This window comes from Candidatus Accumulibacter phosphatis (assembly GCF_012939955.1).
Taxonomy (GTDB): domain Bacteria; phylum Pseudomonadota; class Gammaproteobacteria; order Burkholderiales; family Rhodocyclaceae; genus Accumulibacter; species Accumulibacter delftensis.
On the sequence record NZ_SPMY01000024.1, the window covers coordinates 34,239 to 49,222 of the forward strand.

The 14,984-nt window shown below is 63.7% G+C and carries 16 protein-coding genes and 2 pseudogenes; 9 read left to right on the forward strand and 9 right to left on the reverse strand.

Translation table 11 applies throughout. From position 1 onward, the window contains the following. The 6 genes and pseudogenes from E4Q23_RS09115 to frdD all read left to right on the forward strand — a co-directional run bounded on the left by E4Q23_RS09115 (position 1) and on the right by frdD (position 5,144). A pseudogene (locus tag E4Q23_RS09115) lies at positions 1 to 844 on the forward strand (TatD family hydrolase). 149 nt (positions 845 to 993) lie between these two features. Then, positions 994 to 1,620, forward strand: a complete 627-nt coding sequence (gene rquA / locus E4Q23_RS09120) for a rhodoquinone biosynthesis methyltransferase RquA (RefSeq protein ID WP_248595337.1) — start codon at positions 994 to 996, stop codon at positions 1,618 to 1,620. A 229-nt stretch (positions 1,621 to 1,849) separates the two neighbouring features. Further along, positions 1,850 to 3,636 (forward strand): annotated as a pseudogene (frdA, locus tag E4Q23_RS09125) (fumarate reductase (quinol) flavoprotein subunit). Next, on the forward strand, positions 3,629 to 4,384 hold the full coding sequence (locus tag E4Q23_RS09130) for a succinate dehydrogenase/fumarate reductase iron-sulfur subunit (RefSeq protein WP_169066352.1): 756 nt from the start codon (positions 3,629 to 3,631) through the stop codon (positions 4,382 to 4,384). Before frdA ends, E4Q23_RS09130 begins: the two are co-directional and overlap by 8 nt. Next, positions 4,381 to 4,779 (forward strand): fumarate reductase subunit C, encoded by a 399-nt coding sequence (locus E4Q23_RS09135; protein WP_169066353.1) that lies wholly within the window; start codon positions 4,381 to 4,383, stop codon positions 4,777 to 4,779. Before E4Q23_RS09130 ends, E4Q23_RS09135 begins: the two co-directional genes overlap by 4 nt. After that, positions 4,776 to 5,144 (forward strand): fumarate reductase subunit FrdD, encoded by a 369-nt coding sequence (gene frdD, locus E4Q23_RS09140; RefSeq protein ID WP_211203698.1) that lies wholly within the window; start codon positions 4,776 to 4,778, stop codon positions 5,142 to 5,144. The genes E4Q23_RS09135 and frdD overlap by 4 nt, the downstream gene beginning before the upstream one ends. Before the next feature lie 120 nt (positions 5,145 to 5,264). Here frdD and E4Q23_RS09145 read toward each other — a convergent pair whose 3' ends face one another. From E4Q23_RS09145 to E4Q23_RS09185, 9 genes are all read right to left on the reverse strand, one after another. Further along, entirely contained in the window at positions 5,265 to 6,068 is an 804-nt protein-coding gene (locus E4Q23_RS09145) for a flagellar brake protein (protein ID WP_169066354.1), read from the reverse strand. 232 nt (positions 6,069 to 6,300) lie between these two features. Beyond that, positions 6,301 to 6,627: an EscU/YscU/HrcU family type III secretion system export apparatus switch protein gene (locus E4Q23_RS09150; RefSeq protein ID WP_169066355.1), complete on the reverse strand. Its 327-nt coding sequence runs from the start codon at positions 6,625 to 6,627 to the stop codon at positions 6,301 to 6,303. Continuing rightward, the gene (locus E4Q23_RS09155; RefSeq protein ID WP_169066356.1) at positions 6,608 to 7,321 is read right to left on the reverse strand and encodes a flagellar hook-length control protein FliK; all 714 of its coding nucleotides are present in this window, start codon (positions 7,319 to 7,321) and stop codon (positions 6,608 to 6,610) included. Before E4Q23_RS09155 ends, E4Q23_RS09150 begins: the two co-directional genes overlap by 20 nt. 98 nt (positions 7,322 to 7,419) lie before the next feature. After that, a complete protein-coding gene (locus E4Q23_RS09160; protein ID WP_169066357.1) occupies positions 7,420 to 7,824 on the reverse strand; it encodes a hypothetical protein in 405 nt (134 codons plus the stop codon). Continuing rightward, the gene (locus E4Q23_RS09165; RefSeq protein ID WP_169066358.1) at positions 7,821 to 8,114 is read right to left on the reverse strand and encodes a flagellar protein FliT; all 294 of its coding nucleotides are present in this window, start codon (positions 8,112 to 8,114) and stop codon (positions 7,821 to 7,823) included. Before E4Q23_RS09165 ends, E4Q23_RS09160 begins: the two co-directional genes overlap by 4 nt. After that, on the reverse strand, positions 8,111 to 8,530 hold the full coding sequence (gene fliS / locus E4Q23_RS09170; RefSeq protein WP_169066359.1) for a flagellar export chaperone FliS: 420 nt from the start codon (positions 8,528 to 8,530) through the stop codon (positions 8,111 to 8,113). Before fliS ends, E4Q23_RS09165 begins: the two co-directional genes overlap by 4 nt. Positions 8,531 to 8,540: 10 nt before the next feature. Further along, positions 8,541 to 9,959 carry a flagellar filament capping protein FliD gene (gene fliD / locus E4Q23_RS09175; RefSeq protein ID WP_169066360.1) on the reverse strand — a complete coding sequence of 473 codons (1,419 nt, stop codon included), beginning with the start codon at positions 9,957 to 9,959 and terminating at the stop codon, positions 8,541 to 8,543. 60 nt (positions 9,960 to 10,019) lie between these two features. Then, positions 10,020 to 10,436 (reverse strand): flagellar protein FlaG, encoded by a 417-nt coding sequence (locus E4Q23_RS09180; protein WP_169066361.1) that lies wholly within the window; start codon positions 10,434 to 10,436, stop codon positions 10,020 to 10,022. 86 nt (positions 10,437 to 10,522) lie between these two features. Then, positions 10,523 to 12,064: a flagellin gene (locus E4Q23_RS09185; RefSeq protein ID WP_169066362.1), complete on the reverse strand. Its 1,542-nt coding sequence runs from the start codon at positions 12,062 to 12,064 to the stop codon at positions 10,523 to 10,525. Positions 12,065 to 12,724: 660 nt separating this feature from the next. On the opposite strand from E4Q23_RS09185, the gene surE reads away from it, so the two are divergent. Genes surE through E4Q23_RS09200 form a run of 3 tightly spaced genes read left to right on the forward strand, consistent with a single transcriptional unit; the run spans position 12,725 to position 14,981 of the window. Further along, positions 12,725 to 13,468, forward strand: coding sequence for a 5'/3'-nucleotidase SurE (gene surE, locus E4Q23_RS09190; RefSeq protein ID WP_169066363.1), 744 nt, complete (start codon positions 12,725 to 12,727; stop codon positions 13,466 to 13,468). Continuing rightward, the gene (locus E4Q23_RS09195; RefSeq protein WP_169066364.1) at positions 13,465 to 14,124 is read left to right on the forward strand and encodes a protein-L-isoaspartate(D-aspartate) O-methyltransferase; all 660 of its coding nucleotides are present in this window, start codon (positions 13,465 to 13,467) and stop codon (positions 14,122 to 14,124) included. Before surE ends, E4Q23_RS09195 begins: the two co-directional genes overlap by 4 nt. A gap of 59 nt (positions 14,125 to 14,183) precedes the next feature. Beyond that, positions 14,184 to 14,981: a peptidoglycan DD-metalloendopeptidase family protein gene (locus tag E4Q23_RS09200; RefSeq protein WP_248595338.1), complete on the forward strand. Its 798-nt coding sequence runs from the start codon at positions 14,184 to 14,186 to the stop codon at positions 14,979 to 14,981. The last annotated feature ends 3 nt before the right edge of the window (positions 14,982 to 14,984 follow it).

Here is a 14,984-nt window from a genome sequence, read left to right on the forward strand (position 1 = left end):
ATGCTGGTTGATACCCACTGCCACCTTGCCGCAGCGGCGTTCGCCGACGATCGCGATGCGGTGCTGGCGGCGGCCGCAGCCGCCAGCGTTTCGGCAATCGTCGTCCCGGCCGTCGATGTCGCCAGCTTTACCGCGGTGCACGCCTGTTGCCAGCGCTACCCCGGCTGTGTGGCGGCCTACGGCATTCATCCGCTTGCCGTCCAGCACGCCAGCGACGCCGATTTGGGGCACCTGCAGAAGTGGCTGCAGCAGCTGCCCGCCGGATCGGATCGGCCGGTCGCCATCGGCGAGATTGGCCTCGATCTGTTCATCGCCGATCCGGCGCTCGACCGCCAGGAGCACTTTTTCATTGAACAACTGAAGATCGCCCGAGCATGCGATCTTCCGGTGCTCCTGCACGTTCGCCGTGCTGTTGATCGGGTGCTCAAGCAGCTCCGCCGGATCCGCGTCAGGGGCGGCATCGCGCATGCCTTCAACGGCAGTCGCCAACAGGCGGACGAGTTCATCAAGCTAGGCTTCAAACTCGGTTTTGGCGGCGCCATGACCTACTCCGGCTCGACGCGTATTCGTCGCCTGGCCGCGTCCCTGCCGCTGCAAGCCATCGTCCTCGAAACCGACGCCCCGGACATGCCACCGGCGTGGCTGGCGGGGGGGGAGGAATGCGCCCGCCGAGTTGCCGCGGATCGCTGCCTCGTTGGCCGGCCTGCGCGACATGGGTGTCGCCGATCTGGCCGACGCGACTTCGGCCAACGCGCACGCAGTTCTGCCTCGGTTGCGTTTGATTGGCCGATCGGGTACGTTAGCGCCTGACGGCTTCGGGCTTCCGATATTTCGCAGCGAGTGAGCAGCGGGCCAATGAATAATGAATGATGAATGAGCAGGACGGGAGAGCGGTGCTTCTCTGGGCAGCGCAAGGCTAATGCGTAAGCCTCGGTCAAGCTTATCGCTCTGCCATCGCCTCTTGCTGAAAACAACCATTGCCAAGCTCTCATAATGAAAAACCAACTGGATCGACCGGCGGCTACGTGCGTGGCTGTCAAGGACAGCCTCCCTGACATACCTCACTATCTGCAAGCGCATTACTGGTGGGCCTATGTCCATCCGCGGGCGGTGCATATATTCGAGCGGCAGTGGCTGGTAAATCTGATTCTCTGGGGCAATTACAAGCGTTTGTGCAATGCCGTGCTGCACGACTACGGCCACGATTTGGGCGGCCGTACGCTGCAGATTGCCTGTGCCTACGGTGACCTGACGCCGCGGCTGGTGGACTGCGTGGCGCCGGGTGGTTCGCTCGAGATCGCCGATATCCTGCCGATCCAGCTCGAGAATCTGGCCAAGAAATTGCCGAAGGATGCGCCCGTCCAGCTGCATTGCATGGATTCGGCGGCGCTTGGCTTTGCCGACGCGAGTTTCGACCGTGCATTACTGTTCTTCCTGCTGCACGAGCAGCCGCAGGCGGTGCGCGAAAAAAACGCTCGCCGAGGCGCTGCGGGTGGTGCGTCCGGGTGGCACGCTGACCATCGTCGACTACGCGCCGCTCAGCAAAATGAATCCCATGCGTTACCTCTGGAAGCCGGTCCTCGACCGGCTCGAGCCCTTTGCGCACGACCTGTTCAGTGAACAGGTCACTGCCTGGTTGCCGAAAGACAGTTCCTTCGTGAGCGTCGGCGATCAGCGTTTCTTCGGTGGTATGTATCAAATGTTGACGCTCAAGATTGTTGGCCCGCAGGCAGGCTCGGCAAGCTGACGCGTGCATAATCAGCCGGCCCTGCGCCAGGAGCGTGCTCCTGCGGGGCTTCTCGGATTGTTGGTCGCGCCTGGCAATGGCCGGCGTGAGAAAGGATGAAGCATGGAGAGTTACAAGGCAGATGTAGTGATTGTGGGCGGCGGCGGAGCCGGCCTGCGGGCCGCCATCGCTGTGGCGGAGTCTGATCCTGCCCTCAAGATCGCGCTGATCTCGAAGGTCTATCCGATGCGTAGCCATACCGTGGCCGCCGAAGGCGGCTCGGCAGGTGTGAAACTGCCCACCGATAGCCTCGAGTACCATTTCAACGACACCGTCGGCGGTGGCGACTGGTTGTGCGAGCAGGATGTGGTCGAGTACTTCGTTGCCCACTGCAACGAAGAGTTGACCCAGCTCGAGCACTGGGGTTGCCCCTGGAGTCGCACCCCGGACGGGCACGTCAATGTGCGCGCTTCGGCGGCATGAAGATCGAGCGCACCTGGTTCGCCGCCGACAAGACCGGTTTTCACATGCTGCACACGCTCTTTCAGACGTCGATCAAGTATCCGTCGATCAAGCGCTTCGACGAGCATTTCTGCGTCGATCTGGTGGTCGAGGACGGTCGTGTCCAGGGCGTCGTCACCATCGAGATCGGCTCCGGTGAGATGGCACTGGTCGAAGGAAAATCGGTGGTCATCGCCACCGGCGGCGCCGGGCGCGTCTTCCGCGAGAACACCAATGGTGGCATCGTCACCGGTGACGGCATGGCCCTGGCCTACCGCCACGGCGTGCCGCTGCGGGACATGGAGTTCGTCCAGTACCACCCGACCTGCATGCCCGGCACCGGGCTGCTATTCACCGAAGCCTGCCGCGGCGAAGGCGGTTTTCTGGTGAACAAGGACGGCTATCGCTACCTGCAGGATTATGGTCTCGGCCCGGCCGAGCCTTCACCGCGCAACAAGGCCATGGAACTTGGCCCGCGCGATCGCCTCAGCCAGGCTTTCTGGTACGAGCAGCAAAAGGGGCGCACCATCGAAGGCCAGCACGGCTCGGTCGTCCATCTCGACCTGCGCCACCTCGGCGAGGCCAAGCTGCGCGAGCGCCTGCCGCAGATTTACGAGCTCGCCGAGCAGTTTCTCGGCGTCGATCCGGCGCGCGCGCCGATCCCGGTGCGACCGGCGGTGCACTACACCATGGGCGGCATCATGGTCGACGGGCTCTGTGCGTCGCCGCTGCCGGGCCTCTATGCGGCCGGTGAATGCTCCAGCGTCGGCATCCATGGTGCCAACCGTCTGGGTTCGAATTCGCTGTCCGAGCTGTGCGTTTTCGGCAAGGTCGCCGGCGAGGAAGCGGCGCGTTTCGCCAAAGCGGTGGCGCCGGGCAATTCGGCCAGTCTGCTCAAGCAGGCGCAGGCGGTTGAACAGCGACTCGTCGGGCTAAAGATGAAAACCGGCGGCAGCGAGCGCATCGCCACGCTGCGCAAGGAAATGGCGCAGACCATGGAGGACGGCTGCGGCATCTATCGCCTGGCCGAGACCATGCAGCAGACCTGCAACAAGCTCGACGAGCTCAAGGAGCGTTTCAAGGACGTCAATGTCGAGGACAAGGCGAGCGTCTGGAACACCGAGTGGCTACTGGCCATCGAACTCGAGTACCAGCTCGACGTAGCGCAGACGATGGCCTATTCGGCCCTCAATCGGCGCGAGTCGCGCGGTGCGCACCAACGTCTCGACGGTTTCGAGAAACGTGACGACGAGAACTTCCTGAAGCACTCGCAGGCGCATTATGTCGCCGGCGGCGCGCCGCGCATCGACTATGGCGCGGTCAAGATTACCAAGTCGCAGCCGGGCACGCGCGCCTACGGTGCTGCAGGCGAAAAGGCAGAGCAGGAAAGGAAGGCATCCAATGTCTGAAAATCAGAGAATCATCGAAATCGAGGTGCTGCGCTACAACCCGGAGACCGACAAGGAGCCGTCCAAGCAGGTCTTCGAGGTACCTTTTACGGACGACATGTCGGTCTTGCAGGGCGTGCAGTACATCAAGGACTATCTCGACGGCTCGCTGAGCTTCCGCTGGTCGTGCCGGATGGCGATTTGCGGCAGCTGCGGGATGATGATCAACGGCGAACCCAGCCTCTCCTGCGAGACTTTCCTGCGCGACTACTACCCGGCGCGGGTGCGTGTCGAGGCGCTGGCGCATTTCCCGATCGAGAAAGATCTGGTCATCAACATGGAGGGCTTCATCGAGAAACTCGAAAGCATCCAGCCCTACATCATCCCCAAGGAAGAGCGCACGCTGGCGCAAGGCGAGTATCTGCAGACGCCCGCGCAACTGGCGAGCTATGAGCAGTTCAGTTCGTGCATCAACTGCATGCTGTGCTACGCCGCCTGCCCGCAGTTCGGACTCAATGCAGAGTTCATCGGACCGGCCGCGATGGCCCTGCTGCACCGCTACAACATCGATTCGCGCGATGCTGGCAAGGCCGAGCGCATGGAGTTGGTCAATTCCGAAGAGGGGGTGTTCAACTGCACTGCGGTTGGCTACTGCTCCGAGGTTTGCCCGAAGCACGTCGACCCGGCCAACGCCGTCAACCAGAACAAGACCAATAGCGCGGCCGATTATTTCCTGCGCTTCCTTACTCCGAAGGGGGGTGCCAAGTGAACAAGCGTCGTCCCTATGTTCGTCCAATGGCCGGATGGTGGCGGAAAAATCCATTCTTCGTCGAGTACATGATTCACGAGGGAACCGCCCTCTTCGTGGCCGCCTATGCCCTGATCCTGCTCACCGGACTGGTTTACCTTTCGCGCGGCGAAGCGGCCTGGAACATCTGGCTCGAAGGTCTGAAAAACCCCTGGTACATCGCTTTCCACTGGCTGACGCTGGCGGCGATGTGCTACCACACCTACACCTGGTTCAAGATCATGCCGCGGACCATGCCGCCGGTCATCGTCGGCGGAAAACGACTGCCGGATTTTGCAATTACCGGTAGCGGGCTAGCCGTCGCCGCGACCGCCAGCCTTGCCATGCTGGGCCTGGTATGGGGGATGGCACGATGAAAAAGACACTGAAACGTTCCAACGCTCCCATCTTCTGGGCGCTGTTCGGCGCTGGCGGCATGCTGTCGGCGCTGCTTGGCCCGATCCTGGTGTTTATCACCGGCCTGGCCGTTCCGCTCGGCATGCTACTGCCGGCCGACACCATGAGCTACGCGAACATGCTCGCTTTTGCCCAGAACATTATCGGCAAGGGCTTCATCTTCGCGATCATTTCGCTCTTTCTCTGGCACGCAGCCCATCGCATCTTTCACAGTCTGCACGACGTCGGTATTCACGCCGGTATCGTTGCCAAGCTGATTTTCTACGGTGGGGCCATGGTCGGGACGCTGATCACCGCCTATACCTTGCTGGCCATCGGTTTCTAGCTGTCGGGGGTGTAAAGCGTAAAGCGGGGTCGGGTACGCCGTAAGGCTGCCCGGCCCCGTGGTCATTCTGTCATGGCGAAGAGGCGTCGCCGACGTGGCAATCCAGTCCCCTCCTCTCGCCTAGGTCATGCCGCTGAGGCGGGCTTTGCGTTCGCGTTCGACGCGCGTGATGTAGCGCTGCACCATGCTCATCCTGGCTCCGGGTATGGCCACGAACTCGCAGCCGACGCGAACGTAGCGTGCGCCGCCGCGGGTCGTGACGTCGAACTTGTTGCGTATACACAGATTGGCGACCAGCAGACCCTCGTCGGGAAGTGTCATCTTGCAGTCGCCGAGCACCATGCCGCTCGGCAGCAGGGCCGCCAGACTGGGCGTGGCCATCAGTCCGACACCGCCACCGCTGATGTCCAGCAAGGACGCTTCGGCGATCAGCGTGCTACCGTCCATGCGCTTGATCGTGGTGACGAACTTGACCGGTTTGGCGATCGGTGTCGACAGGCGGAAATACTCGCGACGCTGCAAGCGCAGCACCTTGTCGGGAAGCGCCGCGCGAAAAGCCGGGCGACCATCGCAAAGCGTCTCGGCAAGCTGGGTCAGGGTAAACTGCACCTTGACCTTGTCCACCATCGCGCTCAGGACGAGCTGGCTGGCCTGCAGCGCCTGGCGATTGACCGCGTCGTCGCGACCACAGTCGAGGACCAGTTCGCCGTTGCCCGCGTCGATCTCCAGCAGCGAGGTCAACAGGAAGTCCCTACCATGATCGAGATAGGCGCTGACCAGCGCTCGTCGTTGAATCAGCGAACGCAATACGGCCACAATTTCGGCTTTCGAGTGCAACAGATACTCGCTGTAATCCTCGGCCTGTTCGATTTCGAGGCTGCGGGTTTCCTCTTTCCGTCTCGGCTCAAGGTCCGTATTTTCCATCTGCCTTCCTGCAAACGCCTGGAGCGGGAAGTTTAATGCAAAAGCGGGGTCGGGGTAAGCGAGCGTGGCGGCTTGCGGCGCAATTGTGAGCCTGCGTCGGCCCGTGCTCGGCTCCCCTCCACCCTGGTGGGGGAGGGGTTGGGGGAGGGGGGCTTTACTGCTTCTCTGCGCGCGCTTCCCTCCTCTCCCCAACCCCGCGAGGGGATAGGGGCTATGGGCGGTGGCCGCCACGTCAGGGTTTGGCGGGAACTTCGGCAGGGGCTGCAAAGAGCGGTGGCGGGGTGGGCGTGGCGCCGTTTTCCAGTTGATACAGCCAGGCCAGCAACTCGGCGACAGCCAGGTAGAGCTGTGGGGGGATGTGCTGGTCGAGGTCGACCTGCATCAGCAGCGAGACCAGCTCGGCCGATTCGTGTACGTAAACGCCGTGTTCGTGGGCGCGGGCGATGATCTGCTCGGCGAGCAGGCCGCGTCCCTTGGCGACGACGCGGGGCGCCGCGTCGGTCTGGCTGTAGGTCAGCGCGACGGCGTTTTTGAGGGAATTATCCGGCGCTTTGGCCATGCTCCTCGCCTGCACGTGGTGCCGTGACGCCAAGCGAGGCGAGGTCGAGTCCGGCTTTTTCCAGCTGGCTGCGCAGGCCGGCCGTTTCGCTGCTCAACAGCTGCCGCGTTGCGGCGTCATTGGCGACGACGCTGAGCGTGATCTGCTGCCCCTGGATGTGCAGCCGGGCATCGACTTCACCCAGCCGGGGCAGGAACAGACGCAGTCGCGTCTGCCAACTCTCGCTGCTCGCCTCGCCTTCGCCATCGCTGTGCCGGCTGTGGTTGGCGTTGTCGATATCCCAGAGAACCTGCTGGCCGGGCCAGACCTGTCCCTGCCAGGAAAAATTCTGCGTCGCGAAAGCTTCGAGTTGCTGCTGGACGATGGCCTGCAGCTGCGGCGCGACCGCTGGCGGCGCTGGCGAGGAGGCGGCTGGCTGGCTGCTGAGGTTTGCCTGGCTGGCCGCCGTGGCGCCTCGGTTTGCGGCTTCGTTCGAGGCCGGCGGTGCTTGCGGCCTTGCGGCGGCTGCCGGCTCGCCGCTGTTGCGCGCCGCGGCGTTCTCACTGCCCGCCGCTGTCATCAGCCCTTGTTGGGCACTCGCGCCCTGCTGGGCAGGCGTCGTTGTCGGCGGCAACCTGCCTTGCGGTTCCTGCAGCAGCTGCGCCTTGCTGTAACGCCCTTCGACCCATTCCGCCTGATGCGCTTCGTAGAACATGCCACTCTGCACAATGGCCTGTTTGAGCAGCGGCAGGAGATCGGTGCCGCTATTCGGCGGGCTGGCAGCAATCGCCTGTTTGCCGTTCAGCGGCAGTGCTACGGCGGCGCCGCCCTTGCCGTCACGCGCACCTGGGCCAGCAGCGTGCCGATCAGTTGCCCGGTGCGGCTCAACTGCGTGGCGGTCGATTCGTTCCCCGCCCTCCCTCCCTCCGCCGCGCCGCGGGCAACGACGGCCAGGGTCAGCTTGCCATTGCTCGCGGAGACTTCCAGCTCGATGGTGTCGCCGCTCTTGGCGGCAAAGGGCAGTGCCAGGGTGACGCTGCGCTGGTTGATCAGCGCGCGGTAGGTGCCGTTCGGCAGCAGAGCCTGCACTTCGGCCAGCAGGCGTTGGCCAGCGGCCAGCCCCGGTAACTTGTCGGTGATTTCCTGCGCTGGCGGCGTCGGCCGCAGGGCGAGGTCGGCGCTCGGCTGAACGCGGGTGCTGATTTCCGGGACGATCATTCGGCGGCGGGTGCTGCCGCGCGCAGTAGTACGCGCAGTTCATCCATGCGCCTCGCCAGGCGCGGTTGAATCAAGGTGTCACAGCGCAGGCTGCTTTCGATCAGCGCGCGGGCGCGCTGCTGTTCTTCTGCCGGCAGTTCGGCGCTCAGTGCGTCGGGCAGGCTGTCGGCCAGCGCGCGCCGATCTGCCTCGTGCCTGGCGAGGGCTTGCCAGTCCCTGCTTTCTGCGGCGCCAAGCATCGCCTCGGAGTAGGCCAGCAGCTGCTCCAGCGCGCTCAGCCCGGCACTCATGCCACGGCCGCTTTCTGCGGCGTCGCACTCGGCGAAATCGCGCGCCAGGCGCCGTGAATCTCCTCGAGCAGGGCGGCAACTTCCTCCAGCGCCGGCAGGTCGTTGTCGAGGTTGGCGTGCAGCAGGCGCAGGACCAGGTAGTCGTACAGCGCGTCGAGGCGCTCGGCGATCTCGCCGCCCTTTTCGAGGTCGAGGCTCACCTTGAGACCGTTGCCGATGATGTCGATCGCTTTCGAAATGGCTTCGCCCTTGGCCGCCGTGCGCTTGTCCTGCATCGCCGCGCGCGCGTTGCCGACCGCCGCCTGCGCCCCTGCGAAGAGCAGCAGGATCAGGCGGTGCGGGTCGGCGACCTCGATGGCGGCGTCGACGCCGACCTTCTGATAGGCGGAAATCGCGTGTCTTGCATTGCCGAACATCTTCAGTTCCTCAGAGAGAATAAGTGGGCAGGATGGCGAGCTGCTGCTCGAGGAAATTGCTGGTGCTGGTCATCCCGGAGATCAAGGTGTCGAGGGCCGTGAATTGCTTGCGATAGCGCGCTTCGATCCCCTCCAGGCGGTCCACAATCACCTCCGACTGCTTGCCGAGGCTGGCGATCGAGGTCGTGATTCCGGCGCGGCGCGCGGCGATCAGGCCGTTGCTGCCGACCAGTCCCTCGGCGGCGTCCTTGAACGCGCTGCCGAAGGCGGCTACCAGGTTGGCGACTGCCGAGAGATCCTTGCTGATCGCGGCGCTCAGCTTGGTGGAATCGACGCTCAGGGTGCCGTTTTTCTGCAGGCTGACGCCGACGTCCGAGAGGCGCTGGAAGCTGCTGCCGGCAACTGCCGCCGGGATGTTGCCAAGGACGCTGCGAAAGCTGTTCTGCGCCGTGCGCAGGGTACTGTCGCCGTTCAGTGCGCCGGCTGTCTTGGTTGCCGCATTGTAGGTGCCGAGACTGCTGGCGGTGCTGCTGAAGTCGTTGAAGGCCTTGACCAGCGCGTTGACGCCGGTAGTCAGGCTGGAGTGGTCCTTGCTGATGGTCAGCGTCGTGCTCAGCGCCGTCGCCGGTGATTCCGGGCCCTTGAGCAGGTTCAGGGTGATGCCGTCGATGGCCGTGCTGACCTGGTTGCTGACCCCTTCGACGGCAATGCCGTTGAGCTTGAACGCCGAGCCCTGCGCCGCCTGCGACTGCACGAAGGTGTCGCTTGGCGCCGGTGCCGCGTCGGGATCGTAGGCCAGGCCGGCGATTCCCGAGAGCTTGATGAACTGGTTGCTGCCGGCGTCGTTGCTGGTCAGCAGCAGTTGCTTGCCGGCGGTGCCGTTGATCACCAGGGCAGAAACGCCGGCGTTGGCGCCGTTGATCGCATCGCGGATGGTCTCCGGCGTGGCGCCGTCGGCGATGCTGATGTCGGTGCTCTTGTGCGGGCTGCTGCCGCCGAGGCTGTCGAGCGACAGGGTCAGCGTGCCGCCGAGCGGCAGCGTATGGCCGGTGCCGGAGAAGGGCGTCGCGGCACCGGTGCCACTGGCGACGCTGTGCTGCCTGGCCAGCTGGTTGACTTCCAGGCTGTAGCTGCCGGCGACTGCGCTCGAAGAGGTGGTCGCCGCAGCGACCGAATAGTCGCTGAGCGTCGTTGCGAAAACGGTGAATTTCTGCGTCGCCGTCGTGCCGGTCGCCGGGACCAGGGTTCCCGCAGCGGTCTGCAACGCCGAAATCGTTCCCTGCAGCGAACCGAGCGCCGAAATCTTGGCCTGGTAGCTTGCTTCCTTCTGCGACAAAGCGGTCAGCGGCCGTTGTTCCAGCGACATCAACTGGCTGATGATGCTGTTTACATCAAGATTCGAGCCCAGGCCCGGTGAGGAAAGCGCCATGATCTTCTCCTGCCGCTGCTACCGGCATGCTTGCTTGCATGGGGCACGAGCGCGCGTTGTTCAGGCCGTCTGCGTGACGAACAGCCCTTTGATGCTGTCCAGCGTCTTGGCGATGGCCATCATTTCTTCCGACGGCATCTGGCGGATCACTTCCTTGGTCGAGCGGTCGATGATCTTGACCACCAGTTGCCCGCTGTCGTCGTCCACGCTGAACTCGATATTGCTGTTGGTCGGTTTGACGAACTCGCGAACGCTCTGGATGGCGGTCTCGAGCTTCTCGCTGTCGGGTGGCGCCTGCACCGGCGCCTGCGCCTGCAGGTGCGCTTGTACCTGCTGCAGGGCCTGCGCCTGATTGGCCGGCGCCGCCGCGTTGTTGCCGCTGGCCGTGGCCCTTGCTTCCCGGGCGGCCGCGCTGATCGCCTGGTGGCCCTGTGGCGCTGGCGAAGAAGCTGAAGAGACTGTGGGTGGGATGTACATCTCACACTCCTTGGTGAAGAGACGCCGGGGCGCGACCGCGTGACCGCGGGCGCGCCCCGATGTTACCGCTATTTAAAACCTTTCGCTTAGCCGCGCAACAGCGAGAGCACGTTCTGTGGCAGCGAGTTGGCTTGCGCGAGCATCGCCGTACCGGCCTGCTGCAGGATTTGCGAACGCGTCAGGTTGGCCGTTTCCGCCGCGAAGTCGGCATCGACGATGCGGCTCCGTGAGGCCGAGAGGTTCTCCGACGTCGTTTGCAGGCTGGAAACCACCGAAGCGAAACGGTTCTGATACGAACCGAGCGAAACGCGAGCGTTGCTCACCGTGGCCAGGGCGCCGTCGATGGCTGACAGGGCGTTGGTCGCGGAGTTGGCGGTGAGGACACTCACGTTGGCGATGCTGGAAACCGTTGATGACACCGTAGCGTTCGTGACGCCGCCTCCGGCAGCAAAACCAGCATAGTCAGCGTGCGCGCCGCCCCAGACAATTCCGTCGGTGCTGGTGCTGTTCAAGGTCACGGTGCCGTGATTGGCTTCGGCTGTCGCAGTTTGGAGGTCACCCGCTTTTGTTCCGACATTGGCGTCTGCGAGACCCGTTTGTGCGAGAAAGTCGTCTCTGTCACTGTCCGCGGTAGCATCGTCGACTGCTGTGCCGTTCAGGCCAATACTGATATCGCGTCCGTCGGCGGCGGTCAATGTCAGCTTGCCGTCGGTTGCGTTAGCGGAAGCGGTAACCCCGGTTTGTGTTGCGATGGCGTTGATGGCGGCGGCGATGTTGGCACCTTGGCCAGCACCAGTCGTGCCGTCGGCAATCGCGCCGACTTTGATGCCATTGATGCTGAAGGTGTTCGCGGCAATTGCGCCAGCGTCTGTATCATCTATTGCTGCTCCTTCGACCTTGTTGGGATCGGCTGTGGCGGTCACACCCGAGTTGGACGAGATGCCGTTGATCGCCGCAGCGATCGAGAAGGCGCTGGCAGCGCTCTGGCCAGGGCCGCTACCGAGGGAAGAGGCACCGACCTGGAAGCCGTTCAGCGTCAGGTCGCCAGCGGAGAGTGCGTCGGAAGTTGCCGTGCCTTGCTTGGTAGCCGCAAAACTGGTGCCGGTGCCGCCGAGGGCCGAGGTGCGCGCGCTGCCGATCGCGGTGATGGTCAGGCGGTCGTTGGTCGTACCGTTGGCGCCGATCTGGAAGTTCTGGGCGACGAAGGAGCCATCGAGGAGTTTGGTGCCGTTGAAGGAGGAATTCTGTGCGACGCGGTCGATTTCGGCGGCCAGCGACTGGACTTCGAGGTTGAGTGCCTCGCGGTCGGATGCGGAGTTGGTGGCGTTGCCGGCCTGGACGGCGAGTTCGCGCATCCGCTGCAGGTTGTTGCCGATCTGATCGAGGTCGCCTTCAGCCGTTTGCGCCAGCGAGATGCCGTCGTTGGCATTGCGTGTCGCCTGGTTGATACCGCGGATCTGGGCGTTCATGCGGTCGGAGATGGCCAAGCCGGCGGCGTCGTCCTTGGCGCTGTTGATGCGCAGGCCGGACGAGAGGCGTTGCAGGGAAGTCGCCAGTGAGGTCTGCGACATGTTGAGGCTACGCTGTGAGTTGAGCGAGGCGACGTTGGTATTGATGACTTGGGGCATTTTGCTTCTCCTATCACTGTCAATTTGACTTCAGACTTCAGTTGCCGGTGACTGCCTGGCGAGGCTTCTGCCGGTCGATCCTGTGTGGCGATTTGTTCGCTGACAACTTTACTTACGACGGCCTGCCGGAAAACTTTAGTAATTTTCTTTGTGCGCGCCGTGTAAGACTTTTAGCGGCATCCGGGCGGCGAAGTTGAGGGCCGGGAGGCAAGAAATGACCGCCTGCGACAGCTTGGCAGTAAGCCCCGGCGGCCTCGTTCAGCCACCGCTCTGCTCCCCTCCACCCTTGCGGGGGAGGGGGTTGGGGGAGAGGGGGGCTTTCCTGGTCAGGCCTGTTTCGGGAGTGGCGATTGCCACTGGCCCCCTCTCCCCAACCCCTCTCCCGCGAGTGGCGAGGGGCGAGGGGCTATTGGCGCACTGCTTGCTCTTCCGCCGGGCGCGCGAACTGAGTTTTCCGTGTCCGGCGCAGGCGGTTATAATTGACGTCGGCGTAGTGGTGGTGGTCGGGTCTCGCGGAATGTCGCCGGCAAAGGTTTTCTGCAAAGGCTGCCGGGCGCTGTCCTGTGCGCTCCGGGCGAGCGACAATCGCCCGCGCCGATTTTGATAAGGCCGGCAGCTTGCCGGTTTTTTTGTCCCTTTGCCCGTGTTCGTGGATTGATGATGCGCATCCTGCTCTGCAATGATGATGGTTACTTCGCACCCGGGATCGAGCACCTGGCACGGGTGCTGTCGGACATCGCGGAGATCACCGTTGTCGCTCCCGAACGCGATCGTAGCGGGGCGAGCAATTCGCTGACCCTGGATCGGCCCCTGTCGCTGAAGCGTGCCGCCAATGGTTTTTACTACGTCAACGGGACGCCGACCGACTGCGTGCATCTGGCGGTCACCGGCATGTTCGACGAATTGCCGGACATGGTGCTTTCGGGCATCAATATTGGCGCCAACATGGGCGACGACACGATCTACTCGGGGACCGTCGCCGCGGCTACCGAGGGCTTTCTGCTCGGCGTTCCCGCGCTGGCGATTTCGCTGTGCAGCAAGGCGGGGGAGCATTACGCGACCGCCGCAAGGGTGGCGCTCGATTTGGTGGTCATGCTGCAGAAACAGGCGCTGCGTGAGCCGGTGCTGCTCAACGTCAATGTTCCCGATGTGCCCTACGAGGAATTGCGCGAGACCGTTGTTACCCGTCTTGGCAAACGCCACAAGGCGGAGCCGGTGGTGCGCGCGCTGTCGCCACGGCACGAGACCGTTTACTGGGTCGGTGCTGCGGGCGAGGCGCAGGATGCCGGCGAGGGGACCGATTTCCATGCCGTGCAGAACAAGCAGGTTTCGCTGACTCCGCTGCAGGTCGATCTGACCCACAACGCCCAGCTGGCGCTGCTGCGTGGCTGGTTGGCAGCATGAATCGCGTCGTTTCCGGAACGGGCATGACTTCGCAGCGCACGCGGGCGCGGATGATCGAGCGCTTGCGCGAGCAGGGAATCGACGATGAAGAAGTGCTGGCGGCGATCGCCGCCGTACCGCGCCATGTCTTTGTTGAAGAGGCGCTGGCCTCGCGCGCTTACGAGGATACCGCGCTGCCGCTGGGTTTTGCGCAAACGATCTCGCAGCCTTATGTGGTGGCACGGATGATCGAGGCGCTCTGTGCGGGTGGTCGCCCGCTGGGCAAGACGCTGGAGATCGGCGCCGGCTGCGGTTATCAGGCGGCGGTGCTGGCGCAGTTGACGGATGAGGTTTTTGCCATCGAGCGCATCGCGCCCTTGCTGGCCAAGGCCCGGCTCAACCTGCGCGCGATCAAGCAGCTCAAGATTCGCCTGAAGCACGCTGACGGTCGCCTGGGCCTGCCTGAAGCCGCGCCTTTTGACAGCATCATCGTCGCCGCGGCGGCGGCGCGTGTGCCCGCGGCATTGGTGCAGCAACTCGCGCCCGGCGGGCGGATGATCCTGCCGCTGGGGGTGGCGACGCAGCAGTTGATGTTGATCGAAAAGCAGGGCGAGGCGCTTGTCGAAACCCGTCTCGATGCCGTGCGTTTCGTTCCGCTATTGACGGGAATCGAATGAAGGATAAGGGCTTTTTCTCTGCTCGTGGGTCCGTACCGGGATGCCCGGGGTGTCTGGCCTTGCTGGCCGTGCTGCTGCTCGCCGGCTGTGCCAGCCAGCCGCCGTCGGCGGTCAGCGATGGCGCTGCTGTCGCTTCCGGCAAGGACGTCTATGTCGTCAAGAGGGGCGATACCTTGCACTCCATCGCCGCCGCGCTGGGCGTGGATTTCCGCAGCCTGGTGATCTGGAACAATATCGACAATCCGAATCACATTGTTGTCGGGCAGGGGCTGCGTACGCAGTCGCCGGGATCTTCGTCGGTCGAGCTGCAAAGCCAGAGCGGCAGCGGCGACACCCTGAAACGTGAGCCGCAGGTGGGCAAGGAAAGCTACTCTGAGCAGACCCTGGCACGGGCTCTTGCACAGGTGCAGCGGAAGACGCCGGCAGCCACCTCGAAAGCTGCGCCTGCGCCTGCGGCAGACGCCAAGGCGGAGGCTGCTGCGGACAGTGCCAACAGCAACTGGATCTGGCCGGCCAGCGGCAAGGTGGTCGGTACCTTCAGCGAAGGCGGCGCCAAGGGCATCGATATCGCCGGCGCGGCGGGTGACCCGGTGCTGGCCGTCAGCGACGGCAAGGTGGTGTATAGCGGCACTGGCTTGCGTGGCTACGGCAAACTGGTGATCGTCAAGCACAGCAGCACTTACCTGACGGCCTACGCGCATAACCAGAAGATTTTGGTAAAGGAAGACCAGAGCGTCGTCAAGGGGCAGAAGATCGCTGAAATGGGTAATACGGATGCCGACCAGGTGAAGTTGCACTTCGAGGTCCGCAAGCAGGGCCGGCCGGTCGATCCACTGAAGCATTTACCGGCGCGCTGATCG